This window comes from Spirosoma taeanense (assembly GCF_013127955.1).
GTDB classification, from domain to species: Bacteria; Bacteroidota; Bacteroidia; order Cytophagales; family Spirosomataceae; genus Spirosoma; species Spirosoma taeanense.
The window spans coordinates 1,673,243-1,698,443 of record NZ_CP053435.1 but is presented as its reverse complement, the minus strand read 5'-3'; the positions used below and the strand labels follow the sequence as shown (position 1 = coordinate 1,698,443).

General features: G+C 54.9%; 18 protein-coding genes. 8 read left to right on the top strand and 10 right to left on the bottom strand.

Annotation, left to right across the window (positions count from 1 at the left end; genetic code table 11):
• Positions 1-10 precede the first annotated feature (10 nt).
• Entirely contained in the window at positions 11-1,018 is a 1,008-nt protein-coding gene (locus tag HNV11_RS07190) for an NAD(P)/FAD-dependent oxidoreductase (protein WP_171739030.1), read from the bottom strand.
• 132 nt (positions 1,019-1,150) lie between these two features.
• On the opposite strand from HNV11_RS07190, the gene HNV11_RS07185 reads away from it, so the two are divergent.
• The gene (locus HNV11_RS07185; RefSeq protein ID WP_171739029.1) at positions 1,151-1,984 is read left to right on the top strand and encodes a hypothetical protein; all 834 of its coding nucleotides are present in this window, start codon (positions 1,151-1,153) and stop codon (positions 1,982-1,984) included.
• 35 nt (positions 1,985-2,019) lie between these two features.
• Here HNV11_RS07185 and HNV11_RS07180 read toward each other — a convergent pair whose 3' ends face one another.
• Positions 2,020-2,958 carry a hydrogen peroxide-inducible genes activator gene (locus HNV11_RS07180; RefSeq protein ID WP_171739028.1) on the bottom strand — a complete coding sequence of 313 codons (939 nt, stop codon included), beginning with the start codon at positions 2,956-2,958 and terminating at the stop codon, positions 2,020-2,022.
• Between the two features lie 119 nt (positions 2,959-3,077).
• Here HNV11_RS07180 and HNV11_RS07175 point away from each other — a divergent pair, with 119 nt between their 5' ends.
• On the top strand, positions 3,078-3,866 hold the full coding sequence (locus HNV11_RS07175; protein ID WP_171739027.1) for a hypothetical protein: 789 nt from the start codon (positions 3,078-3,080) through the stop codon (positions 3,864-3,866).
• A gap of 117 nt (positions 3,867-3,983) precedes the next feature.
• Positions 3,984-5,045: a ferrochelatase gene (gene hemH / locus HNV11_RS07170; protein ID WP_171739026.1), complete on the top strand. Its 1,062-nt coding sequence runs from the start codon at positions 3,984-3,986 to the stop codon at positions 5,043-5,045.
• Between the two features lie 86 nt (positions 5,046-5,131).
• Here hemH and HNV11_RS07165 read toward each other — a convergent pair whose 3' ends face one another.
• Both HNV11_RS07165 and rhaM read right to left on the bottom strand, forming a co-directional pair.
• Positions 5,132-6,133 carry a c-type cytochrome gene (locus tag HNV11_RS07165; RefSeq protein WP_171739025.1) on the bottom strand — a complete coding sequence of 334 codons (1,002 nt, stop codon included), beginning with the start codon at positions 6,131-6,133 and terminating at the stop codon, positions 5,132-5,134.
• A gap of 109 nt (positions 6,134-6,242) precedes the next feature.
• Positions 6,243-6,557, bottom strand: a complete 315-nt coding sequence (gene rhaM, locus HNV11_RS07160; RefSeq protein WP_171739024.1) for an L-rhamnose mutarotase — start codon at positions 6,555-6,557, stop codon at positions 6,243-6,245.
• Positions 6,558-6,962: 405 nt separating this feature from the next.
• Here rhaM and HNV11_RS07155 point away from each other — a divergent pair, with 405 nt between their 5' ends.
• Positions 6,963-11,753 carry a hypothetical protein gene (locus tag HNV11_RS07155; protein WP_171739023.1) on the top strand — a complete coding sequence of 1,597 codons (4,791 nt, stop codon included), beginning with the start codon at positions 6,963-6,965 and terminating at the stop codon, positions 11,751-11,753.
• A gap of 127 nt (positions 11,754-11,880) precedes the next feature.
• Here HNV11_RS07155 and HNV11_RS07150 read toward each other — a convergent pair whose 3' ends face one another.
• Positions 11,881-12,945 (bottom strand): hypothetical protein, encoded by a 1,065-nt coding sequence (locus HNV11_RS07150; protein ID WP_171739022.1) that lies wholly within the window; start codon positions 12,943-12,945, stop codon positions 11,881-11,883.
• A gap of 204 nt (positions 12,946-13,149) precedes the next feature.
• Here HNV11_RS07150 and HNV11_RS07145 point away from each other — a divergent pair, with 204 nt between their 5' ends.
• Entirely contained in the window at positions 13,150-14,034 is an 885-nt protein-coding gene (locus HNV11_RS07145) for an OmpA family protein (protein ID WP_171739021.1), read from the top strand.
• Between the two features lie 21 nt (positions 14,035-14,055).
• Here the strand turns inward: HNV11_RS07145 and HNV11_RS07140 are convergent, their stop codons facing one another.
• The 4 genes from HNV11_RS07140 to nadE are packed head-to-tail and all read right to left on the bottom strand — an operon-like array spanning position 14,056 to position 17,695.
• The gene (locus tag HNV11_RS07140) at positions 14,056-14,913 is read right to left on the bottom strand and encodes a DMT family transporter (RefSeq protein ID WP_171739020.1); all 858 of its coding nucleotides are present in this window, start codon (positions 14,911-14,913) and stop codon (positions 14,056-14,058) included.
• A complete protein-coding gene (locus HNV11_RS07135; RefSeq protein ID WP_171739019.1) occupies positions 14,910-15,356 on the bottom strand; it encodes a PIN domain-containing protein in 447 nt (148 codons plus the stop codon). The genes HNV11_RS07140 and HNV11_RS07135 overlap by 4 nt, the downstream gene beginning before the upstream one ends.
• The gene (locus HNV11_RS07130; RefSeq protein ID WP_171739018.1) at positions 15,353-15,583 is read right to left on the bottom strand and encodes a hypothetical protein; all 231 of its coding nucleotides are present in this window, start codon (positions 15,581-15,583) and stop codon (positions 15,353-15,355) included. The genes HNV11_RS07135 and HNV11_RS07130 overlap by 4 nt, the downstream gene beginning before the upstream one ends.
• Before the next feature lie 27 nt (positions 15,584-15,610).
• Positions 15,611-17,695, bottom strand: a complete 2,085-nt coding sequence (gene nadE / locus HNV11_RS07125; protein ID WP_171739017.1) for an NAD(+) synthase — start codon at positions 17,693-17,695, stop codon at positions 15,611-15,613.
• A 377-nt stretch (positions 17,696-18,072) separates the two neighbouring features.
• On the opposite strand from nadE, the gene HNV11_RS07120 reads away from it, so the two are divergent.
• The 3 genes from HNV11_RS07120 (at position 18,073) to HNV11_RS07110 (ending at position 22,458) form a co-directional block, all read left to right on the top strand.
• Positions 18,073-18,567, top strand: a complete 495-nt coding sequence (locus tag HNV11_RS07120) for a cupin domain-containing protein (protein ID WP_171739016.1) — start codon at positions 18,073-18,075, stop codon at positions 18,565-18,567.
• A gap of 219 nt (positions 18,568-18,786) precedes the next feature.
• Positions 18,787-19,914, top strand: coding sequence for a type I restriction endonuclease (locus HNV11_RS07115; RefSeq protein ID WP_171739015.1), 1,128 nt, complete (start codon positions 18,787-18,789; stop codon positions 19,912-19,914).
• A gap of 84 nt (positions 19,915-19,998) precedes the next feature.
• Positions 19,999-22,458, top strand: a complete 2,460-nt coding sequence (locus HNV11_RS07110; protein WP_171739014.1) for a prolyl oligopeptidase family serine peptidase — start codon at positions 19,999-20,001, stop codon at positions 22,456-22,458.
• A 106-nt stretch (positions 22,459-22,564) separates the two neighbouring features.
• Here the strand turns inward: HNV11_RS07110 and HNV11_RS07105 are convergent, their stop codons facing one another.
• Complete coding sequence (locus HNV11_RS07105) at positions 22,565-25,126, bottom strand: T9SS type A sorting domain-containing protein (RefSeq protein WP_240163816.1); 2,562 nt, start codon at positions 25,124-25,126, stop codon at positions 22,565-22,567.
• Between the last annotated feature and the right edge of the window lie 75 nt (positions 25,127-25,201).

Here is a 25,201-nt window from a genome sequence, read left to right as displayed (position 1 = left end):
TCCCCGTTATTCAGCGCCGGTTCTGTTGCAGGAATTCGGCCAGCCGCAACCCCGACATAAACGCTCCTTCGACCCCTCCTGCCCCAAAACCGTCGCCCCCAAACACCAGCGGGAACGGAGCCTGTGCGTTTAGAAACGGAGCCGGGTAACGTTCGTCGGCCAGACTGTACCGCCAGCGGTGTACCTGAATCGTAGCTACGGCATTGGCGGGAATCCATTCGTCGAGCTGATTCAGAAGCTGCCGGCCAACTGCGTTCAGGTCGGCGTCCTCCAGATGCCGCTGGCTGAATGCCGCACTGGCGTGCACCGTAACCGATGGATTGGACGAAATTCCTTTCTGCTGGTTATCCGCCACCCACGCTACGTCATCCGTCGGATGACGTACAGCACCCGGCGCGGGAATCCGGCTCGGTTCAGAAAGGGCCGCGATTACGGCCAGACAGGGCTGGTACCTAATCCCCGACAGAGCAGTCTGGTCGGCAGCCGACAGGTTAAACGAGCTTTGTTGCAGCAGCATCAACGCCTGTGGAGCGGGTAACGTACTAATCAGAGCCTCTGCCCGGTACGACTCGCCCGACTCGGTTTCTACGAGCCATCCGGCAGCTTCGGACGTTATTCGGATCACCTTCTGATTCGTTTGAATAGTCAGGTTCCTTGCCAGGTATTTGGGTACGGCGCTCATGCCCTCAACGCCTGTATAATACGGACCTTCGACAGATACGTCGGCAACCTGAGCTGTTTCCAGGTGCCATTCTTTCACCACATGCGCTTCAATCAGTTGCGCTACCACCTGCCGGAACTCAGGCGTCCGGACCGGGAAATACGAAGCGCCGTGATCCGCGCGGATCAAACCGGCCGGCATTGTTTGGGAACTCGCTGGTTCGATACGCCGGGTAGCCATACGACCGCCCACACCCCGTCCCTTGTCCAGAACGACCACATCCCAGCCGTAACGAGTTAATTCGCGGGCCGCCGTCAGGCCTGCCATACCCGCGCCAATGATGAGTGCTGAAGGCATAAACATGCAAACACCCCGCGGGTTTACGGAAGTACCGGCAAACACGCAGGCAGAGTTATTGATATCGGACTGCGATTTACGATTTAAAATCAATCCTTCGTAAATCGCAGTCCGATAATCCTGCCATCCTCTATGCGTTGGTTGTTCCGTTCCGTATTTCCGCTGCTGGTTGCCCTGCCGATTGGTTTCATGCTGCTTTATCCGCAGGTGCTGCGGTGTATGCGCGTGGAGCATTCAGCCGAGTTTCGCGTCATGCCGGATATGGACAGCAACCCGGTTTACGTTAGCCAGACTGCCACCGCGCGGCAACAGGCCCGGCTGGCAGCGCACGTCTGGACAGCGCACAAACGCATTCGGGAATTTATGGGCGCCCGACGCGGGCGGGCCATACTGATTTACTGTCCTCAGCAGGCCGACTACGAACAGTACTGCGTCGGAGGGGAAGGAGCGGGCTGCAGTTTGGGCACGCCCTGGGGAGCCTCCTATCTGGTGCTGGGTCCCGATGGGAATAATGCCGATGTAATCGCGCACGAACTTTGTCACGATGAACTGTTTGCCCGCCTGGGCTGGTGGCGGGTTAAACGCCAGATTCCGCAGTGGTTCAACGAGGGCTTAGCCCTGATGGTCGACTACCGGTTCAGCAACCCGGCCGTGTGGCAGCATCCCGACCGGAACGCCGACAACCCGACAAACTTTGGTGGCCCCGCTCCGATGGTATTTCCCAACCGGCCCATGGTAAAACTGTCGGATTTGGAAACCACCCGCGATTTTTTTGGGGGTGACGCCGGCCACATTCTGCTGGCTTACCAGACGGCCGCTGAAGAGGTTGCCCGCTGGCTGTCGGTGGTAGGTAAGGCGGGCGTACGAAGCCTGGTCGACGCAGTTGCTGCCGGATCAGATTTTGGGCAAACCTACCGGCAGCTGGAGCGGGATAAACGTAGGACCACCCCAACGACTTCCCGATGAGCAGTAAGCCGTCACACCCGCGCACCTGATGAACTCTACAGCCCGACCAGCTTCACCGGCTGCTTTCCGGCTACCAGTTCGGTGGGCAGATGCGCCAGAATTTCGCGCTGAAGGGCATTAATGAGCTGGCGTTTCAGAAAACTGCGGTGAATGACCAGACTTACCTCCCGCACTGGCTGGGGGGCGCCAAACGGCCGGATGCGCGACCGACGAACCTCGTCCATATCGAACGTAGCGAGGTACGGCAGCAGCGTAAACCCATCCTGACGGTCAATAAGTTTGATCAGCGTTTCGAGCGAGCCGGTTTCGTAGCGCAGGGTAGCGTTTCCGTTCAGCTGACGGTCGGCTCCGCAGAGGTTCATCACCTGATTCCGGAAACAGTGACCTTCTGTCAGCAGCCACAGTCCTTCGGTCTGGAGGTCCTCAGGCAGGATAACATCGGCCTGGGCAAGCGGATGGGAATTGGCGGCATATACCACGAACGGTTCCCGAAACAACGGCATTTCAGTTATTCCGTTCTCTGACAACGGCGTAACGACCAGCCCAACGTCGATCAGGCCGTTACGCAACCGCTCCACGATCTGCTCCGTAACCAGTTCCTGAATCTGCACCGACACGGACGGGTATTTTGCGATAAACTCACCAATAAAATACGGCAGCAGATACGGAGCCAGCGTAGGAATAATACCAATCCTGAGATCGCCCTGGAAATCGTTCTTCGATTCGCTCACGATTTCCGGAATACGCCGGGCCGCCCGCAATACCTCCCGCGCCTGCGCCAGAATTGCCTGCCCTGTTTCGGTCGGCACAACCGGCTGTTTTGAGCGGTCGAATACCAGCACGCCCAGTTCATCTTCCAGCTTCTGAATCTGCATACTCAGCGTCGGCTGGGTAACGTGGCAGTTCTCGGCAGCCGTAGCAAAATGCCGGTGCGTATCCACCGCAACGATATAATCGAGTTGAGTAAGCGTCATCCGAAATGGCGTCAGCTACTGACTGACAGAAATATTGATAAAATTGATACAAATCTAAATCCTATCAAACCAAACTAATCATTTCCTGTTCTACTTTTGTTTCTCCAAACGTCTTGTCTATGAAAACCCGTCAACGTTTACTGCTTATTCTGCTGGTGAGTCCCTTACTTTGTTTTGCTCAGTCCCGTAAATCGGCAAATCCGCCTGCGGAAGGCTTTGATATGGCCGGCTCAGACCCCAAAGCCGTTCAGATTGCCGACGATGTCATGCGGGCTATGGGCGGCCGGAAAGCCTGGGATAATACGCATTTCATTGCCTGGAATTTCTTTGGTTTCCGGAAGCTGGTCTGGGATAAATGGACGGGAAACGTCCGGGTGGATAATCTTCGAGACGACCAAACGGTCATTCTGAACATTAACACCGATCAGGGCCGCGTTTTCAAAAACGGTGCAGAACTTACCCAACCCGATTCAGTGGCCAAGTACGTCAAACAGGGTAAAGCCGCCTGGATCAACGACTCCTACTGGCTCGTTATGCCGTTTAAGCTGAAGGATTCCGGCGTTACGCTGAAATACCTGGGCGAAGAGGCAACCAAAGACGGCAAACCGGCCGATGTGCTGCAAATGACGTTCAAAAACGTTGGCAATACTCCCGATAATAAATATAAAATCTGGGTCGATAAGCAGTCGCATCTGGTTACGCAGTGGGCTCACTTTCCCAAGTATACGGACGAGACCCCCCGCTTTACTTTGCCCTGGGCCGATTACCAGAAGCATGGGGACATACTCCTCTCGGGCGAACGGGGTGACCGCGACATTACGGATATTAAAGTCTTTTCGGGTTTACCGGGTGAGGTATTCAGCGACCTTACCCGAACCGATTTAAGCCGGTATCCTCTGGCCAAGTGATAGGAAGCGACCACGGTCTGGGCGGTTTGGACAAGTGCTTTTTTCTGAACAAACCAGAACCCGGAACCGAATCGCACATTTCCAAACTAACTTGTTTCATCCACTGTTTCCCTCTACATGGAAGCACCTGTTTTACACCCGCCCGCTGCTAAACCGAAGTCGATTGGTAAAACGGGGGTACTAATTGTAAACCTAGGCACGCCTGACAGCCCCTCGGTGCCGGACGTCCGTAAATACCTGCGTGAGTTTTTGATGGATGGACGCGTCATTGACGTTCCGTTCGTGTCGCGTTTTCTGCTCGTCAACGGGATCATTGCCCCGTTCCGGGCCCCCAAATCGGCTAAAGTATACAAGCAGCTCTGGACCGAAACCGGCTCCCCGCTGAAGTATTACGGCGAAGTGGTTGAACGTGAATTACAGCGATCCCTTGGCGACGATTACGTGGTTAAACTGGCCATGCGCTACCAGAGCCCGAGTATTCAGGCCGGGCTGGATGCGTTTCAGCGGCTGGGCCTAACCGAACTTGTCGTGGTTCCCTTCTTTCCGCAGTATGCATCGGCGTCGACCGGCTCGGTTTATGAAAAAGTGATGGACATCGTCAAAGCCTGGCAGGTGATTCCGGAGATTCGTTTTGTTAACCGTTTCGCAGATCACCCAAAGTTTATCGAAGGGTTTGCGCAGCTGGGCCGGAAATACATGGCTCAGCATGATTACGACCATTTTCTGTTCAGCTACCACGGCCTGCCCGAAAGCCAGATCCGGAAGGGCGACATCACCAAAAGCGTGTGTCAGTTTGGCGAATGCTGCGGCTCTCTGCATGCGCTGAACCAGCACTGTTACCGGGCACAGTGCTTTGAAACCACCCGTCGGCTGGTGCGGGCCTTAGGCATTCCCGAAGGTAAGTACACGACCAGTTTCCAGTCCCGACTGGGCAGCGATCCCTGGATTAAGCCCTACACCGACGAGGTCATTCCAGAACTGGTAGCCAAAGGAGCCAAACGTGTGCTGGCGTTCTCGCCCGCGTTCGTGGCCGACTGTCTGGAGACGACCATTGAAGTTGGGGAAGAATACAAAGAACTGTTTGAGAAAGCGGGCGGGCAGCACTGGCAGCTGGTTGAAAGCCTGAACGACAGCCCTATCTGGATTGAAACGCTGGTTGATCTGGTCAAAACAGCGTAACGAGTCAATCATTTCGGTTAGAAACTATACAAACAAACGGCCCCGATACGTAGCGTTTCGGGGCCGTTTGTCATCAGGCTATTCACTCACCGGCTCGCCATTAATTTTGATTTCGGCGTAAACCGCTCTACTCTATGCTCCACCGGCGCAACCGTTCGTAGATAATCGTAAATCGCTCCCAGGTCATGTTCTGTCATACCGGAATACATCGTCCAGGGCATTATTGAATTAAACTCGTTCTCACGAACCTCGGGGCTTACGTATTCTTGGTGCGAATAAGCCTTAAACCGGGCCACAAACGCCTGACGGGTCATTTGCTTCAGGCCCGTTTCGTGCGGAGTCAGGTTGGCCGAGCGCACTGTGCCGGTCGGCAGTGGAAACTCGCGCCCACCGGCAAAAGTCATGCCCGGCAACGGCTGGCCCTGTTTGTCGATGGGCGTGTGGCAGTCGCCACAACTGGCAAACGTAATCATATAACGCCCATACGCCAGGTGATCGGTTGTGTCGGGACGCTTGCCCGCCTGTGCCTTCTGGGGAATGGTATTCAGAATAAAATTCATCGGAAAATCCGACTCCGGCGCAGGAATCGCTTTATTTTCAATGGGCTGAATCGTGCGCAGATAAGCAATGATCGCTTTAATATCCTCCGGGTCCATCTTCCCGAAATTTGCATACGGCATGACAGGAAATAAGGCCCGCCCGTCGCGGCTCACGCCCGTCGTGATTGTGCGGTAGATTTCGCCGTCGGTCCAGTTGCCAATGTGAGCGGGCGTAATATTCGGGGCGTAGTAATTGCCTGGAAACCCCTGCTCGCGCCGAAAGCCTTCTCCTCCTTTACCGACCGTACCGGTAATAATCGGACCGCTCAGTTTAGTCCAATCGCGGGCGGAATGACAATCTACGCATATTGCGACGTGATTCGCCAGATACCGGCCATGCTCAATCTGAGCAGCATTGGCTCGGATACTTATGTCGGGAGGAGGCCCAACATCCGGCAGGATCAGTTTAACGTAAGCCAGACCGGTCCCCGCAATCAGGACCACCGCCCCAACGACGATAGCAACGACTTTGATAATCCGCTTCTTCATGAGAGTTTAGAAATAAGTTCTCCCATCAAGTTTAAACGGAAACCGAACAAACGGCCACGGCCTTTAACTAACGGTAAAAAAATTGCGTAAGCGGTTGATTATAAACTCGCTAAGGCATATAAAATACTTCTTTAAGAGGGATGGTCACCGGCGAATTGTCCGGGTTGGTTTCCATTATATCGGCCATGTATGCCCACCATCGCTGCACGATTTCGGTTGTTCCCAACTCCTGCGAAGACTGCTCGCCCGAAACCTCCTGGACGGCAAACAGCAGGTGCGTTTCTTCATCCAGGAAAATGCGGTACTCGCCCACACCAGTCTGTTTGAGCAGGGCTACTAACTCGGGCCAGATGGCCGCGTGGCGTTTTTTGTATTCGTCGCTGAAACCAGGCTTCAGCTTCATTCTGAAAGCAAACGTGGGCATAGTTGTTAGGATGGTCTGGTTCGAACGAGACGCTTGACCAGCAGGCCCATATCCAGACAAAACATTTTCAGGTAAAAGCAGCCTTCTTAACCAAAGCTGCGTATCAGTCCCTATAAAGTGGACCATTGCCTCTGTTTACTTGTCTGAATCTCAGCGCCATTGACTACGGTCCGGTTTTTGCCAATTTTATAGTATAATTTGTCTCAGTAATACGTAGCAGCTTATTCACTCATATGAGACAGCGGATTACATATCTATAACCTATTAATAATCAATAGTTTACTACTAAAGCCAGCAAGCCTTATTTACACATTTTCAAATTCGTAAATAAAATTTTATTCATTCTTCGTCTTGGTCTAATTTTTGTAAGACCCCACAGTGCAATAACCTATTCCGATATAGTACATGCACTTTAACTTTTACTCATTCAGAACCTTTACGTCTGCATCCGCAATCGCCTATCTGTGCTTGTTGGCCTGCCTGACACTTTCTTCCTACAGTTTGCTAAGCGGTAAGGAGCCGTCGGGTCGTAAGCGACCCTCTGGATCGTCCATTGCCTCAGCGGTAGGTATTGCAACTAATCGGGAAAGTCCACGTCCCTTGCCCGTTCACCGACCGAACCGGATGGCTGCCAATGATCCAATCCGGTTCAGCCTCCGCGCTAACAAGCAGATGATTCGGCTGGGCGAAACGATTGAACTGACAATCACGGCCGAACTCCTGAATGTTTCGCCGAATCTGATGTTTTTCCAACCGGGCTCGAATGCCTACCGGCTGAAGCTACTGCTGCCAGCCGGGTTTGAGCAGACCGGGGGTGACTTCAGCGACTACCTGGGCGATGAACTGTCGCATCCCGCCCGCCCGTCTGCTACGTACCGCGTTGTGGGCCGCTTTCACACGGCTGCTGCGGGGGCCAGTTTTCGCTTGCTGCGGGGCACGGGTCAGGCCAACGACCAGAGCCTGTTCGTCGAGAAAACCATCTTACGGCTGAAAACCCTGCCGACGGAAAACAGCACGGGCCGGCAGAACTCTTCGGAGTCAAAAGACGCCGGCAGCGTTCTATATATCAACACCGACATAGTCCCGTCGGCGGCCCGCGTTGGTGCCGAAGCCAGTTACCGGGGTTTTCTTGATTTCGCCAGTTGCGATGCAGTGGGTGGGTGGGCATTAGATGCCGGCTCAGTCCGGGAATCAGTCAGCGTCGATATTTATATCAATGGTCAGAAAGCAACGACGCTGGTTGCCGATCAGGCCCGTCAGGATGTTGCCGATGCCTATGGCGTCACCGGATTCAACAAGTATGGCTATTCCTGGCGGATTCCGGAAAGCTATAAGCATAATGCGCCCCTGACCGTATCGGTCAAAATAACCGGCACCAGCCAGGACCTGGCCCTGAGTCCCCGATCTACTGATGTCTGCGTCGGAGCGGGCGACCCGCCTAAACCGGAACCTGAAGAACCCGCTAAACCCGATACGCTCGTTCAGAAACCCGAGCCAGCTGCGCCAGCGGGACAGTACGTAGGTTTTCTGGACTTTGCCGATTGTAACGGCATTGGTGGCTGGATTCTGGACCGCAGCAACACCCGGCAATCGCAGCGGATTGACATTTACATCAACGGCCGTAAAGTAACGACGATCCGGGCCGATCAGATGCGCCAGGATGTGGCCGATGCGTTCGGTGTTCATGGATTTAGCCGATTTGGCTATTCCTGGGAAATACCGGCTTCCTATAAACAGAATACGCCCCTGACAATTTCGGTTAAACCAGCAGGGACCGCCACCGATCTGTCGCTAAGCCCCCGCACGACCGCTGTCTGTCCGGGTCCGGTCCTGCCTCCGCAACCCGAGCCGAAGCCGGACAACTGCGCCTTTACCATTCAGGCGCCGTCTGTTACCGCTACCTGCGGCAGCAGCGTAACGCTAAACGCTGAATGCAGTGGGGCCAACTGCAACGACATTACCTATACCTGGACCAGCTATGGAATGGAGAAAAAAGGGCAGACTATTACCGCTACGGTCCCTTCTACCGATGGCGTTTATAGCTTTACGGTAACGGCAAGCCGGGCAGGCTGCGCGAACAAGACAGCTACGGGCACGGTCACCGTCAGTGGCTGTAACCAGCCGAAACCCGAACCCAAGCCAGAGCCCAAACCCGACACCTGTGCATTTGTCATCAAAACGCAGTCGCTGACAGCAGCCTGCGGCGGCAGCGTAACGCTGAAGGCGGATTGCAACGGGGCTAACTGCGACGGCATCAGCTATACCTGGAAGGGAAAAGACCTCGACAAAAAAGGTCAGAGCGTAACCACCACAGCGCCTTCAACGGATGGCGTCTACAGCTATACCGTCACGGCTGAACGTAACGGATGCGCCAGCCAGACGTCCGTTGCTACCGTCACGGTCAGCGGTTGCACACCGCCCGTTTCAGACACATGTGGTTTCTCTATCAAGTCGGCCCCCGTCAGCGCGACCTGCAGTAGCAACGTAACGCTGCTGGCCGACTGCGAAGGCAACTGCGACGGACTGACTTATACCTGGAAGGGCAAAGACCTCGACCAGAAAGGCCAGTTTGTGAACATTACCGCCCCATCCACCAACGGCACCTACAGCTACACCGTTACTGCTTCCCGGCCCGGCTGTACAGATCGGACTGTCGTCACTGCCCTTACGGTCAGCGGTTGCAAATCACCAGATCCAAAACCCGATACCTGTGCATTCGTGATCAGAACGCAGTCGCTGACGGCAGCCTGTGGCACTAGCGTTACGCTAAACGCCGACTGCAATGGAGCAAACTGCGATGGTATTACATACACCTGGAAAGGTAGAGATCTGGACAAAAGAGGACAAAGCGTAACGACCACGGTGCCTGCTGAAGACGGCACGTTCAGCTATACCGTCACCGCTTCCCGGACGGGTTGCGCCACTCAGACCGCCATCGCTACGGTACTCGTTAGCGGCTGTAAGCCCCCCGTTACGGACACCTGCGGGTTTACGATCAAAGCAGACCCCGTCACCGCTCTGTGTGGCAACAGCGTTCGGATAGTGGCTGACTGCGAGGGCAACTGCGACGGACTGACCTACGCCTGGAAAGGCAAAGACCTCGACCAGAAAGGCCAGTTTGTGACGGTTTCTCCACCAGCGACCAACGGCGTGTACAGTTACACCGTAACGGTCAGTCGGCCAGGTTGCGTTAACCGCACGGCCATCGCCCGAGTTACGGTTAATGACTGCGTGCCTTCCAAGCCGGACACCTGTGCATTTGTAATCAAAACGCAGTCGCTGACAGCAGCCTGCGGCAGCAGCGTAACGCTGAAGGCGGATTGCAACGGGGCTAACTGCGACGGCATCAGCTATACCTGGAAGGGAAAAGACCTCGACAAAAAAGGTCAGAGCGTAACCACCACAGTGCCCTCAGCGAACGGCGTCTACAGCTATACCGTCACGGCTACCCGGACGGGCTGCGCCAGCCAGTCTGCAATTGCTGTGGTTACTATCGAGGACTGCACCCCACCCATCCAGGATAACTGCGGCTTCTCCATCAAAGCAGCTCCGGTCAGTGCCAACTGCGGCAGCGAAGCTACGCTGCTGGCCGACTGTATGGGCAACTGCGATGGGCTGACCTACGCCTGGAAAGGTAACGGTGTTGATCAGAAGGGCCAGTTCATTACCATCAAAGCTCCTTCGACCAACGGCACCTACAGCTATACAGTCACCGCTTCCCGACCCGGTTGCACAGACCGAACCACGATTGTCCGGCTCACCGTCAGCGGCTGTACACCCCCCGATGGCGGCAATGAAGACTACCCGATTCTGAACAGCCCATATCCTGACGATAAGCGCCCCGTACTTCAGAACGAACGCGTCCGGGTAGCGATTGATCTGGGCGTAGGTGCGGTGATTCGGGAAGTTACGGACCTGCAGGTGGGCGAGAACATGATCAACTGCATGATCAAATCGGATGGCAAGCGTGATCCGGGCCGCGACGACCAGATTTCACTGTACGCCATGCCGAGCGATAACAACAACTGGACTGTGAACGGCAAACCCGTCCTGAGCGATATTGGCTATAACCCTGTACAGGGCGGCAGCATAGCCGGTGAGTTCTCGCCGGTTCTGGCCTACGGCCGCACCGACAAGATGCTGTATGCCAAAACACGTGGCTTACACTGGGGGCTGAGCAACGAGCCCGGCGACTACATTGTTGAGCAGTGGATCAAGCTGGAAGGGAATATTGTTCGTCGCCACATACGCATTACGGGTAGCCGCCCCGACGAGACTCGCTATACCGATACGCGCCAGCAGGAACTTCCCTGCACCTATACCAACAGCGCCTACTACCAGTATTACGTTGTGCAGGGAGAACCCTACACGGGTGCCCCCCTGGTCAATGTCAATACGCTCCCGAATATTGCGGGTACCGGATACAGCTTCAGCGATTATCCGAACATGGGGCAGATGGGACCGTATAATGTCGATGCATCGGAACCCTGGATCATGGCGGTTCGTCCGAATACCAACCGGGGCCTTGCGCTGCACACCCCCTTCTCCCACGAGTTCAAGGCTGCCTTGTTCGGAGAACTGGGTTATGGGCCGGCAGAGTCATCAAATGCGGGCTATATCGCCAACGGCATGAGTCTGATACTGGATCGGAACGGAGTCTATGAGTTTGATGTAAATATGGTGGTCGGTACGCTGGATGAAATGCGGAACACCGTCAACCGCTTACCCCGCTCAGAGACCAAACCGAACTACCGGTTTGCCGGGCACCCCACTCGCCACGGATTCTATCTCCGTAAAGGCTATGACCAGGGCTTCCCGGTGGGCAACGAGCTGATCATTACCCCGGTTGACCGCCGTTTCCGGCTGTCGTCGCCCCACAAAGGCTACAAAGCGTCGGAGTTTAACGTGATTTACGTTCGGATGCGGGCCATTACAACAGAAACTCAACTGGTACTGGACTGGCGGAAAGTCGGCCAGAGCGAACTGGAAGCGGCTCAGGCCGACCAGGCGGTTACGTTCACCATCAAAGGCGATAATCAGTATCATACCATTGCTATTCCGGTGGGTAAAAACCAGAACTGGAACGGGATCATCAATGAGTTCAGTATCCGCTACGCTAACCCGACCGAAACGCCCATGGGCGGACAGGAACTGGGGGTTAAGTGGATATCGGCTACAGACCTCGGCGATCAATAATGCCTAATGCGCCTTTTGGTTCAGGGGCTGAGCGGTCATTCCGTTCAGCCCCCTGTTTTGGGGAAACCGTCAAAAACAAAACGACCCGCTCCGGAGCGGGTCGTTTTACGTATAAACGCATTTATATTTACTCGGCCGACTGGTCGTCAGTCCCGTTCAGCATCGGGGCAATGACGGTTTCCATGCGCTCGCGAACGAAGCTCTCCTGCAGATAGGCCGGCAGCTTAGCAACCAGTTGCCGGTAAGCCTCGATGCCGAGCGCCTTCGCGATATAAGCTTCGTGTACAGAATTGACATGCGCAACAATATTGACCAGACTCTGATGAAAGAGCTTGACGTCGATCTCGGAATCGACAAACCGCTCGATCTCACGATTCGTAGACGAGATACGCAGACGACTCAGCATATCGAAATAGGTCGTATACCCGATTTGCTTGGCCAGTTGCTTGTACTGCTCAACGCTGAACTTCTGCAAGATCTCACCCGTCTTCGGACTACGTAAGGCCGTTTTGGGATTGTTCTGAATGGCATTACGCAGCGTCTTCACCCGTTGGTCGCGCGTGGTTTTCAGAAACTGCGCCAGCTCTGCCTGAGCCGAACCCGCCCGCGACGGCAGCAACAAATCGCCTTTACCCACTACAGAGAACCGCTTGGCCATCGGCAGCCGCTGAATCCGGTAGCTATTGATCGGACCAAGGGCATAGTAGCCAATGGAAGCCGGGTAATACCCCCGCACAACCATGTTGCCAATCCGCTTCCGGATTAGCTCTTCGTTGCTTACGTTGACGCCCTGAACGGCCAGAAAGGCCCGGGCGCTAAACAGCGCGCTATAATAAGCCTGTGGGAACGTCCAGTGCAACGAGCTTTGCAGATACTGCTCGTCGTTGACGACCGGCGTAATACGCAGGGCATACTCGGCGCTCCAGCTATTCAGTAACAGCTTCTCCAGCGCCTTGCGAGCCTCATCGGTCGCGCGCCCATAGAACTGCTGAAAAATGGGGAATTTCGCGAGATCGAACAGGTCGTTCTGATGCTGGATATGGTAATCCATCGCAAAAAAATGGTTCAGAAACACCTGGGCCGGAATGGACTTCCGCCAGTTCTCATCGAGCGTTTGCGGGCTCGTGGGAGCCGGTGCAAGCGGTGCCTGAACGTCCACAATATTCATCGCCACGTTGGTTGTCTGTCTCATAGTTTATTAACGAAAAAGCAGTTCTCAACGTTCGATTTTTGGCAATTATTTTCACGCATTAACTGTCTGATTTACAGAGAAATTAAAGACAATTTTGAGGCTCGTTTTCTGACCAGAAAACAAACTCTTACCGGGCCGGTATCCGTATGGCTTTTTAGGTAGGTTAACGTACTTTTGAGCGCCGTTTTGCGTTGGTTTTAGACAATGAAGCGAATTCCAGTAGTCATTATTGCCAGTTACCTGCTCCTTAGTTCGTCTTGGTTTTCGATCAGTTGGGGGCAGGCCAAAACCAGGTCATCGGCCGTCGCAGAAGCGGCTTCGCTGGAAGGGACCGTTGTTGATGCGACGACCCGCCAGCCCATTACGGGTGCCGTAATTCTGGCCAAAAATCAGACGGGTAAAGTCAGTGCCCAGCAGCGCGTCGGCCCCGACGGCGCGTTTCAGTTTAACCTCGACCCGAAACAGACGTACCTCATTACGGCCAGCGCCGACGGCTATGATCCCTTTGAGGAAAGACTGGCCTTTACGTCCTCCTACACCAACCGGCTTTACGGCAAAACCATCAGCCTGGCCCGAACGGGCGCCAAAACACCCGCGCCAACTACGACCGTCAGAGCCAGTAATTCAACAGCCGCGACCTCAGCGACAACGCCACCGCCTGCTCCGACCAGTGAGCGCGTAACGCCCCCTAAAACGCTCGACGCCAAAGTCACCTATACCCCACCGCTGATTGTGGAGCCCGTTGGAAAAACGACCCAGCTCCGGGCAATCCAGTTTGTGCAGAGCAAGGCCGAACTCCTGCCCGACGCGCAACCGGCGCTGGAGCAGCTACTCGCTTTTTTAAGCAGCCACCCCACCGCTGAGATTGAACTCGCAGGCCATACCGATAATCAGGGTGATTTCGACGAAAATCTGCGCCTGTCGAAGCAGCGGGTCGATCTGGTGAAGGATTATCTGGTGAAGAACGGAATTGCGGCTAACCGCATCACAACGCGCGGTTATGGCCCCACGCGGCCCATTGCCAGCAACAAGAACGAAGCTACCCGGCAGCTGAACCGGCGCGTGGAGATGACGATCGTGAAGCAATAAGTCCCAGGCGGTTTGCGAAGATCAGGTCTTTCGGCCCAGCCAGAGCCCGCCAATAACCAGGCCGGTACCAAAGACCGTATAAGCCGTGATCGACTCGCCAAGCAGAAGATAAGCGTATAGAAACCCAAAAATTGGGCACAGGAACAGCCAAAGCGACGCTCGGATAGGGTCCTGCCGCACCAGGAAAAACCAAAGCTGCAAAGCCGCGACGGAAACCGGCAGAATGAGCCAGAACACGGACGCCCAGAATCGCCCGTCGTAGTGCGAGCCGCTGAAATCGGCGGTCAGCAGCGTAAACGGTAGTAAAAGCAGGCCACCCAGAAAAACCTGCCAGCCGTTGATAACCAACGCCGGTAGTCGCCAGTTAATCCGGGCGTAATAGACTGTTGCCGCCGATACTGAAACCATCCCAAGCAGCAGAATCAGCAGTCCCTCGACGGTCGCGTGGGCATCCTGCAATAGCGGATAGGTCGCGATGGCAACGCCAACCAGCCCCAGCACCAATCCACCAAGCTCATTCCAGCGGGGTAGCCGACGCAGCCACAGCGCCGACAGCAGGGCAATGAATAGCGGATTGGTAGCCGTCGACAAGCTGCCGATTCCTGCCGAAACCTGCTTCAGCGCCAGCACAAACGCACCGAGGTAAATGGTTGTGTTGAGCAGGGCGAAGATGGTCAGATGCCGCCATTCGACCCCGATGGGCCAGGCGTTTTTTGTCCGCTGAATACCGTAGGCAAACAGCAGCATCCCACCCCCGGCAATAAAGAACCGAACGTTTGCCAGAATCAGCGGATGCACCGACAGAACCCCAAACTTGGTTGCTGCGGAAGCCGACGCCCACAAAGCCGCGAAGAGAAGACCGGGAAGAAGTGATTTCATTCCTGTTCTTCCTGTGATATACGTCTGGAAATAAATTCATCAAACAGGAGAACCTGTTCGTATCCTTTTGCTTTCAGCCCATCGTGCAGCGGTTTATCACGTGTAAGCAGGGTTGCACTTAATTCTTCGCTCAGCGCTACGTAAGCAACGTCTTTGGGATCGACGTCAGCAACAAGCCCTTCAGCTTTAGCATATGATTCGGCCGTGATGATATAATCAGGGACAACAATGATTTTTGAGAACAGGAACAAAGTAAACTCTTTTAAATCAACACCTTTAACCGCCGATTTCTTCAGAAAAACGCTTCGATAGGCATTTAATTCGGCTAATAGGAAGTCCGGAGCATAAAAGACATGCTGTTCACTGAACACAGCCCGATAAATTGCCTTCTGACTGATGATTCCACTGAACAGAATATTGGCATCCAGCACGTAATGCGTCATAGAGCCGACCTCCGTTTCTGCTGGTACTCTTTGTAAGCCTGCTGACGCGCGTTCTCAAACTCCTCTGTCCAATCAACGCCTTCGGCTTCGTGCATGGCGGTCTGGATTCGACTCTCCAGCAATTTAAATCGCTGATAATCCAGCTCTTCTTCCAGCAACCGTTTAACGGCCCCCAAACCGAGTTCCTGAATGAGGTCGTCCTGAACCTGTAATTGAATCGTTGTCATAATCAGGTTAAGTTAATCCAGGATTAGTTAAAACCCAATCTTGCCCCGGCGACCGTTGTCCCGTTGATCGGCGGCCCACTCTTTCATTTCATCGAGCTCTTTCTCGAAGCCACCCGACAGAATCGGGAAACGCATCCACGAACGAGGATCGAGGTTATAGTCGTCCAGGTGGAAACTCGGTGCGTAGCGTTCGCGCTTCCACTGGTTGCGGCTCCAGAGTTTGAAGAACCGCTCCACCCAGATCAAGAGCTTCTCGCGGTTGTGCGTGCCTTTGTAACGTGCTTCCACGATCTTCAGAACCTCAACGGGTGGCTGTTTAGCCCGGATGGCAGCTTCCTCAATGCTGTTCAGCACGTCGTAGGGCATCAGATCGTCTTCGTCGGTCTGCTTCTTGTCCAGCGGCCGCAGCTCGGCGGTGGGCTGCAGGTTGTTGACGGCGTGCAGTCCTTTGACCTTGATCAGCTCGTCGGGCGCGACGGGCCCGGTAGCCAGACTGGTGCGGTCGGTTGGTTCGGGGGCATTCTTGACGTTCAGGCCAGTGGTTTCGAGCCAGCGCAGCCAGCCGCGCAGAAAATGCTTGTCGATGCCCGTAATAGGGCTGATGCTGCCCGCCGTATCACCGTCCATGGTAGCGTAACCCACGGCCGCTTCGGAGCGGTTTGAGGTGGTGAGCAGCAGCGCGTTATTGATGTTGGCGAGCATCCAGATACTTGGAGCACGTACCCGCGCCTGGATATTCTGCAGGGCCAGATCGTCGGTATCCCATGAAAGTTCCCGACCCAGTTGCTGCTCGATCAGGCCCCGGTAAGTTTCCACCAGACCATTAATGTTAATATTCAGGAATGTAGCGCCAATGTCGTCGGCGAGTTCTTTGGCCGAATTGAACGTATCATCCGAGGAGTTTTCGGTGCCCTGATACATCACGGTCAGAAGCTTGCCCACCATGTCCTCCGGCGTTTTGCAGTCCTGAAGGGCCCGGATATAACTCAGCTTTTTCTTCACTCCATCGATACCGATGTTTTCGACGGCCATCCGGATCATCAGGAACACCGTCGCGGCAATGGCTGAGGAGTCGGCCCCACCCGACAGCGACAGGACGTAACCCTGCGAACGGCTCTTGCGCAGGTAGTCGAACAGGCCCAGCGCAACGGCCCGCGCAAACTCTTCTTCTTTCAGGTAGCCGCCCCGCTCCCAGGCTTCCAGTTCGGCCTTCTGAATGACCGGTGCAATCTCGGGCCAGTCGAACCGCTCCGTTACGCGCAGATTGGGATAGGATAAGGCAAGGTTCCCCCGGTTCTGCACCTGGTTCAGCCGCGTCGCTTCTACGTCGATGACGGCCGGCACAATGACAAAATCCTCGTAGCTGAGCCGCGCGCCCGATACCAGCAGTTCGCCGTTAGTCGCTACCATCGCGTCGCCATCGAAGATAATCCGACCGGCTTCGTTACCCAGCAGGTTGGTATAAATGTAGCTGACTCCGAACGAACGCGATGCATCGACCACGAAGCGTTCGCGCGTTTGTGATTTAAAGAACGCAAAATGGCTGGCCGAGGGGTTCAGGATGATGTCGATGCCCCGCTCATAGAGCGAGCGGCCGGGTCGGTTGGCAATCCAGGCATCCTCACAAATCTCGAACCCGATCCGCACGCCCGACAGGTCGAAGACGATGTCGCCGAACGGGTACGAAAACTCCCCGATTTTGATTTCGTCACGCAGGGCGGGCTGCCACGGCTGGAACCAGCGCGTTTCGTAGTGAACGCCGTTGTTGGCCAGATACTGCTTCACGGCAAAGCCCATAATCCGCTTATTGACGACCAGACAGGCTACGTCATACGTCCGGTTGTTGTGGCGCAGCGGCAGACCCAGCGCCACGGCAATATCGTTGGTATGCTGAGCAATTTCCAGCAGTGAGGCAATAGATTGGTCGATGGTGTTCTGCGCATAGAACGCATCCTCGCAGCCATAGCCCGAAATGCAGAGTTCGGGCAAACACAGCAGACTGACGCCCTGCCGCTGGGCTTCCTCAATGGCGTGGATGATATTTTGTTTATTGTGTTCCCAGGCGAGCGGGGTTTGATTCAGGACACCAGCGGCTACTTTGAGGAGTTTCATTCAGATTGTATGTTGGGTTATATCCAGACGCTATCACGATGCTACGTGGTGGCGGAGCGATCTTCTCTGACGGAATAACAAAGATGAACCAAAAATGGGTTTGATGAAATTCGGGATGGGCGTAGAGTTTATCAAATCCTTCGTGTTTTCTTACCGCTGCTGGCCTACGGGTTTATCTAAACCTCGATAGATATACGTGAGCCTTCAGCCGGCACAGACAGATAAAAACCTGATAATTCCATTTCATTGAACGGAAATACCTTTTCAGCCATCTGACTTTTGAGGAAAGAAGCGCATCCTGCCAACTTTGACGAGTCGGCCAACGGAATGGCCTGACAATTACAGATAACTCGTAAACCTCTTTTTTTCAAAAACTCATGGATGTTCAATTTGCTCCGGCCCCTGTTGTTCAGCGGGCAAACACCCTTAAAAATGCGCATTGGTATGCAGGAACTCTGGTCAATGTGCTGGTCGATGGTGAGCAGACCAACGGTCGCTACGCGCAGTGTGATATAACGACCCGCCCCGGCTGCGAGCCTCCAATTCATACGCACACCCGTGAAGACGAAGCCTTTTACCTGCTGGACGGAACCGTCCGCTTCACCGTTGGCGAGCACGTACTGACCGCCAAAACCGGCGATTACGTGCTGCTTCCCAAGGGGATTCCGCACAGTTTTCAGGTCCTGAGCGAATCGGCCAGAATTATACTCACCGTTTCTCCGGCCGGTTTTGAAAATTATTTTCGCCACCCGCTCACGTCTAAGCCAGCTCCCACGCTTGCGCTGCCACCCGCCCCGCAGGGTCCACCACCGGCCGAGGCAATTCAGACAATGGTCAAGCTGCTGGAACAGGAATTCGGCGTAATCATGTAGCGCCAGTGAACGTGCTAACGTAATTCTTAACTGAAAAGCGGAATGACTGAATAGCCATTCCGCTTTTCGGTTTTAACGTTTGTGCCAGCATTAAGAAAATGGGTTTGATGAAATTCAAAACCTTGTTTATTCTCTATTGGGTACGTATTACTGAATAGCGGTGTCGTTCTGTTGTTATATTTGACCACCCTAAAACTTAATCTCTACACCATTTTCATAATGCAGGCAGATTTACACAACTTCATTAGTAGTAAGAAAACCGGAAGTTTAACGAAACAAGGAGAAGAAGCCACCAAGCAAGGATTGATCCTGCCAATTCTGCATCATTTGGGCTGGAATCCATTCGATGTTCAGGAGGTATTTCCTGAATATAGCGTTCAGAATAAACGTGTTGATTACTCCCTGCGCATCAACAATTTTGACAAAGTATTTATCGAAGTAAAAAAAGTCGGCGAGGATTTAGAAAAGCACCAGGAGCAGCTACTTAGCTACGCTTTTCGTCAAGGGGTCAAGCTGGCTATTCTCACCAACGGTATCATCTGGTGGTTTTACCTGCCACTCCACGAAGGAAGTTGGGAGCAACGCCGGTTTTACACCATCGACTTACAGAGTCAGGCCACCGACGACATTGCAGACAAACTTGCAGCCTTTTTGTCGAAAGCCGACGTAAGCAGTGGACGTGCGATTGTAAACGCGGAAAATATTTACAACAGTCGTCAGAAGGGAGAAATTATCCAGCAGAATTTGCCTAAAACTTGGCGTAAATTACTTTCTGAAAGCGACGAATCGTTGGCCGAGTTAATGGCTGAAACTGTAGAAAAAATATGTGGTTATAAACCGGAAGCTCATGTAATCATTGAATTCCTGAAGGTAATTTCAGGCGAGACTTCACTTCACTCCATTCCCAAGCCACCCCGGCCGAAACCCGTTGAAAGATCAGCCAATAGTCAGAATCATGTCGACGAGTTTTTGACAAACGAAACAAATCGTTTTGATAATACGCTCGTCACGAACAGCAAGCCTTTGTCATTCGAGTTTAACGGTCAGACTTATGGCGTAAGCTCCTGGATCAGTTTACTCAAATTGTTCGTTCAGGTTATTGCAGAAACGCATCCAAACCGGCTGAATGAACTAACCGCTTTAACAGGAAAGCAGCGCCCTTATTTTACGACAAACAGCGAATTACTACGAAAACCTAACAATATCCCCAATTCGTCAATCTTCTTCGAAACGCACTTCAGTGCTCAAGGCATTGTCAAACTGATCAGTCAGGTACTAAAAACCATGGGATATCCACAGGAGGCAATAAAAATCAATACAGCAGCAGAATCTACCAAAACCACTTAAAATCAGCAACCTGGCTAGCACTTCTTGGGGAATGCCGCGGCATGTTTTAAATTGCCAGTTGTCTTTCCATCTTCGGTGCTCTTCATGAAACAAACTGCTCTCGTTTTTGGCCTGATCGCCACGCACGCCTTTGCCCAGCCTACGCCAAAACCGAACGCCACCCAGCCAAAGCCTCAACTGACCGTTGAACTGATTATGCAGGACCCGAAAAACTGGGTCGGCACCTCGCCATCGAACCCGTTCTGGTCCGACGACTCCAAAACGCTGTATTTCAACTGGAATCCCGACAAGGCAACGAGCGATTCGCTGTACAAGGTTACGTTCACCGACGCGAAAAACCGGACGCTGTCGCAACCGGTTAAGGTCAATCCGGCCGAGCGTCGAGCCTTGCCAACCGCCCACGTTGCGGCCTACAACCGCGCTCATACGCAGCGGCTGTTCGAGCGGCAGGGCGATTTGTTTCTGATCGACGTAGCATCGGGTAAAATTCGCCAGCTGACCAACACGGTTGAGACGGAAACCGATCCGGTTTTCTCGGGCGATGAACAAAGCGTAGTGTTCCGGCGCAGCGGCTCCAATCTGTTCATGATCCAGCTTCGCACCGGCGAGCTGACCCAGCTTACCGACTTCCGACCGGGTGCGAAGAAAGCAGACCCTAAACTTACCGACGAAGAGAAATTTCTGAAAACCGACCAGCTTCGGCTGTCGAGTGTACTCAGCGAACGAAAAGCGAAAAAAGACGAAGCCGACCGCATCAGCAAAGCAGACCGGCCGAAGCGACCGAAGGAAATCTATCTCGACGACAAGCACCTGACCAACCCCCAACGTAGTCCCGATGGCCGGTTTATTACTTACCGGCTGGCCAAAACCGACGCATCGGGTCGGGCAGCCAACGCCAAGCGGGCGCAGGTACCGAACTACGTCACCGAATCGGGCTATACCGAAGAGATTCCGGCCCGTACGAAAGTGGGGGCTCCGATGGCTGCGTCCGAGTTTTACGTCTATGATGTCGTGAACGATACGGTACGCACTGTCAGTACGAAAACCATTCCGGGCATCAACGACAAACCGGCTTATCTGCGTACCGGAGCCGGGAGCAAGCCGGACACCAGTAAAACGTCGCGGGCGGTCGTTATCAACGGCCCCGTCTGGTCCGACGACGGGAAGCTAGGCGTGGTTGTGGTGCGGTCACTGGACAATAAGGACCGCTGGATCATGCGTCTGGACCTCGACGCCGAGCCCAAACTAACCCTGCTGGACCGCCAGCACGACGACGCCTGGATTGGCGGACCGGGCATCGGCTCGACCAATTCGCCGGGGAATATGAATTTCCTGGCCGACAACCAGACACTCTGGTATCAGTCGGAAGCCGATGGGTATTCGCATATCTACACGGTGAATGTCCGGACGGGGCAGAAAAACCAACTAACCTCGGGCAAGTTTGAAGTGCAGCAGGTGCAGCTATCCAAAGACAAACGATACTTCTTCCTGCAAACCAACGAGGTGCACCCCGGCGAACAGCATTTCTACCGCATGGCCGTTTCGGGCGGTGAGCGCGTTCGGCTGACGACCATGACCGGAGCCAGCGACGTAACGCTATCGCCCGACGAAACCCGCCTAGCCATACGGTATTCGTCCAGCACCCGCCCGTGGGAACTGTACGTCGCTTCAGTTAATCCGCAGTTGCTGCTGGCCAGCCGGGGATCAATTGCCCAGTCGGCTCCCATGGCACCGGTTCAGGTAACCCGCTCCCCCACCGAAGCCTTCAATGCCTATCCCTGGCGGGAGCCTTCGCTGGTAACCATTCCGGCCCGCGATGGGCAGACCATTTACGCCCGGCTTTATAAACCCGAGCGCGGCACCGGCAAAGCCATTGTATTCGTGCATGGGGCTGGCTATCTGCAGAATGCCCACAAATGGTGGAGCCAGTATTACCGGGAGTATATGTTCCATAACCTGCTGGTCGACCGGGGCTATACCGTACTGGACATCGACTACCGGGCCAGTGCGGGTTACGGTCGCGACTGGCGGACGGGCATCTACCGGCACATGGGCGGCAAAGACCTCGACGACCACGTTGACGCGGCCCGCTGGCTCGCGCAGACGCAGGGCGTTGACGCGAACCGCATCGGTATCTACGGCGGCTCATACGGCGGATTCATTACCCTGATGGCCATGTTCACGACGCCCGATGTGTTCAAGGCCGGGGCCGCCCTGCGCCCCGTGACCGACTGGGCCGCGTATAACCATCCCTATACGGCTAACATCCTGAACGAACCCCAGACCGATTCGCTGGCCTACCGGCGCTCATCGCCGATCAACTTTGCCGAAGGACTGAAGGGGCACCTGCTGATCTGCCACGGCATGGTGGACGTAAACGTGCATTTTCAGGACGCCGTCCGACTGGCCCAGCGGCTGATTGAACTCAGGAAAGAAAACTGGGAGCTGGCCCCCTACCCCGTCGAAGATCACGGGTTCGTGGAGCCAACGAGCTGGATGGATGAATACAAACGAATTCTGAAGCTGTTTGAAGAACGGCTGTAAGTCATTACAGCAGAAAGCCACGCCAGACGACAAACTCCCGTCGTCTGGCGTGGCCTTTTCGTAATCTGCTCACCCGATCCTGTTTACTCAATCGGTTTCAGCACGCTTATTGCACCAGCACCCGGAGTATTGCCTGCCGGGAGCCAGCTTCGGCTTTGAGCAGATACAGGCCCGGCGGTATACCGGCTAAAGGCCATTCGGTTTGTAGCTGGCCCGTAAACGGCGGTATTTGCTGTCGGAATACGGACCGGCCCGACGCATCGATCAGTTGAACCTGAACTGCCTGCCGCCCGGCCTGCTCCATTTCGAGTCGCAAGCGATCCGTCACGGGGTTCGGTACGACCCGCACTGAGAGCGTTGTGCCAGGTTCGGGTAGGGCCGTCAGCACGAACGAAACCGGATCTGAGGGGGGCGACGCACACCCATTCTGGGTAACAATGACGTAATAGCGTCCACTCGCAACCGGCGTCAGCGTAGAGAACGTTGCGTTAGGAATCGGTCGGGTCACGCCCGTATCGCCCCGAACATACCATTGGATTCCCGTGACTTCGGTGACGGAGAGCATATTACTCACCTGCGCAATGACCGGCTTGGGCGGCAGCGGATTCAGCGTCCTGACCGTAACGAAGGCCGTAGCGGCTGTGCAGCGGTTACTGTCAACCACACTTACCGTATACGTGCCTTCCGAGAGGCCGGTCTGGGTTGGAGTGCGGGCCCTGAGAGTGTCTTTCCGCTCAGTCTGCCAGAAGAACGTGAATGGCTTGGTGCCACCCGTGAGCTGAACGGCGGCTTCGCCATCGCTCCCACCCGCGCAGGCAATGTCTTTAATCCGTCCGGCCGTCAGCGACATGGCCGAAGCATCCGTAATAACCGTAGTGACCGAGTCCAGACAACCTGCTTCATCGGATACGCGAAACCGGTATGTACCGGGCTTTAATCCGCCAAACTGATTACTGGCCTGAAACGGCTGACCGCTCAACTGAAACAGGCGCCCGGTCCCCGTTCCTCCGCCGGTAGCCAAAATAGCCCCGCCCGTTGGACAGACGCAGCAGGTGGCCGGGATGGGCGCGGCCCGCACAGTTAGCGGTTCGGATTTACCAACCGTTACCGGCGCGAGGGCCGTACAGCCATTGGCATCGGTAGCCACCACGGTATAATCACCGATCGCAATATTCCTGAATACATTACTGGTCTGGCTCGTCTTCGATATGGTCAGTTGATACGACATAGTCCCCGTTCCGCCACTCGGGGTTACGGTGATTGAACCGCTATTGGCCCCAAAGCAGTTGACGGGCGTAGAGGTAGCCGTTAAGTTCAGGGGAGCAGGCTGCGGAACCGTTGCGGTCTGCTTGCCCAGACAGCCGTTGGCATCCTTAACCGTAAACTCGTAGGTACTTGCCGCCAGCCCCGTAAACAGCGTACCGGTCTGGAATGCGCCCGCTCCCAGTTGGTACTGATACGAACCGGCCCCTCCGGCAGCGACTACATTGACGCTTCCATCGGCCGATCCGACGCAGCGGGTGGGCGTTATCACCGGGCGAATGTCCAGCGCATTAGGTGCACCGATAGCGACACTCTGCGACGCAGCACAGCCCAGCCGGTCAGTAACCGTGACGGTATAGGAGCCGGATTTCAGATCGAAAAAGGTGTCGCTCACCTGCGGTGTTCCTCCGTTCAGCTGGTACTGGTAAGTGCCGTTGCCGCCAGTAGCCGTAACAATCAGACCCCCATCGGCTCCGCCCACGCATTTGGGACTAACGGCTTTAAACGCCAGCGCAATGCTGTTCGGCTGTTTCACCTCGGCAGAGTTTTGTGCTACACAGCCCAGGGCATCTTTCACCCCCACCGTGTATGTGCCCGGCCGTAAATTGCTGAATACGTTCGAGGTCTGAAAAGCCTGCTCGTTCAGCTGATATTGTTTATTGCCGGTGCCGCCTGCCACCGCCACCACGATCTGCCCGTTGCCGGTTCCCGAACAACTCGCGGGCGTAATGGTATTCGTAATCGTCATGCTTTGCGCAACAGTCAGCCGGGCGGCCGGACTCGTTACGCTCCCGCACTGGTTCGTGACCACAATCGTGTAATCGCCCGTGTGCACCGCCGAACGGATGTTCGTCAGCGACAACTGCCGGTTATCGGCCGTCGGGTCCGTCAGGGGGATTCCGTTCCGACGCCAGGCATAGGTCGGTCCCGTACTGCTAACCACCGAGACAATGAATTTAGCCTCTCCGCCTTCGCAGGCCGTAACGGGCGTCGGCCCCGCAGTGATCATTGGTAACTGATTAACCGTAACGGTGGCCGATGCGGTCGTGGTGCTTCCCTGCGGCCCCGTTACGGTGCAGGTGGCAGTATAGCTCGTGGTTTGCGTAGGTGCTGGCGAAATGGTAGTACCCGTTTGGCCCGTCGACCAGCGCACGGTTCCAGCAACGGGGCAGCCGGTCAGCGTCAGCGGCACGCTGACGCCCGCACAAACGGTGGTAGCGGCTGGTGTCAGCGTAACTGAAGCAGGTGCTGCGAGTGCAGATTTAGAATCGGTAGTCAGAGAATTCAACGCCCGATCATCAGCCCTGACTCCAGTGTGCGCCAGCAGAAGCAATACGCTCAGCAGGGCGATTACGCGAAAGCAACTGGGGAAAAGAGAAAAAAGAAAGGGTACACAACTCTTCATAATCACTGGGTTTACGCGTATGGCGGATTTACCGGTTTAAGTTACGCAACCCCATGGCTTCGGCAAGTATTTACC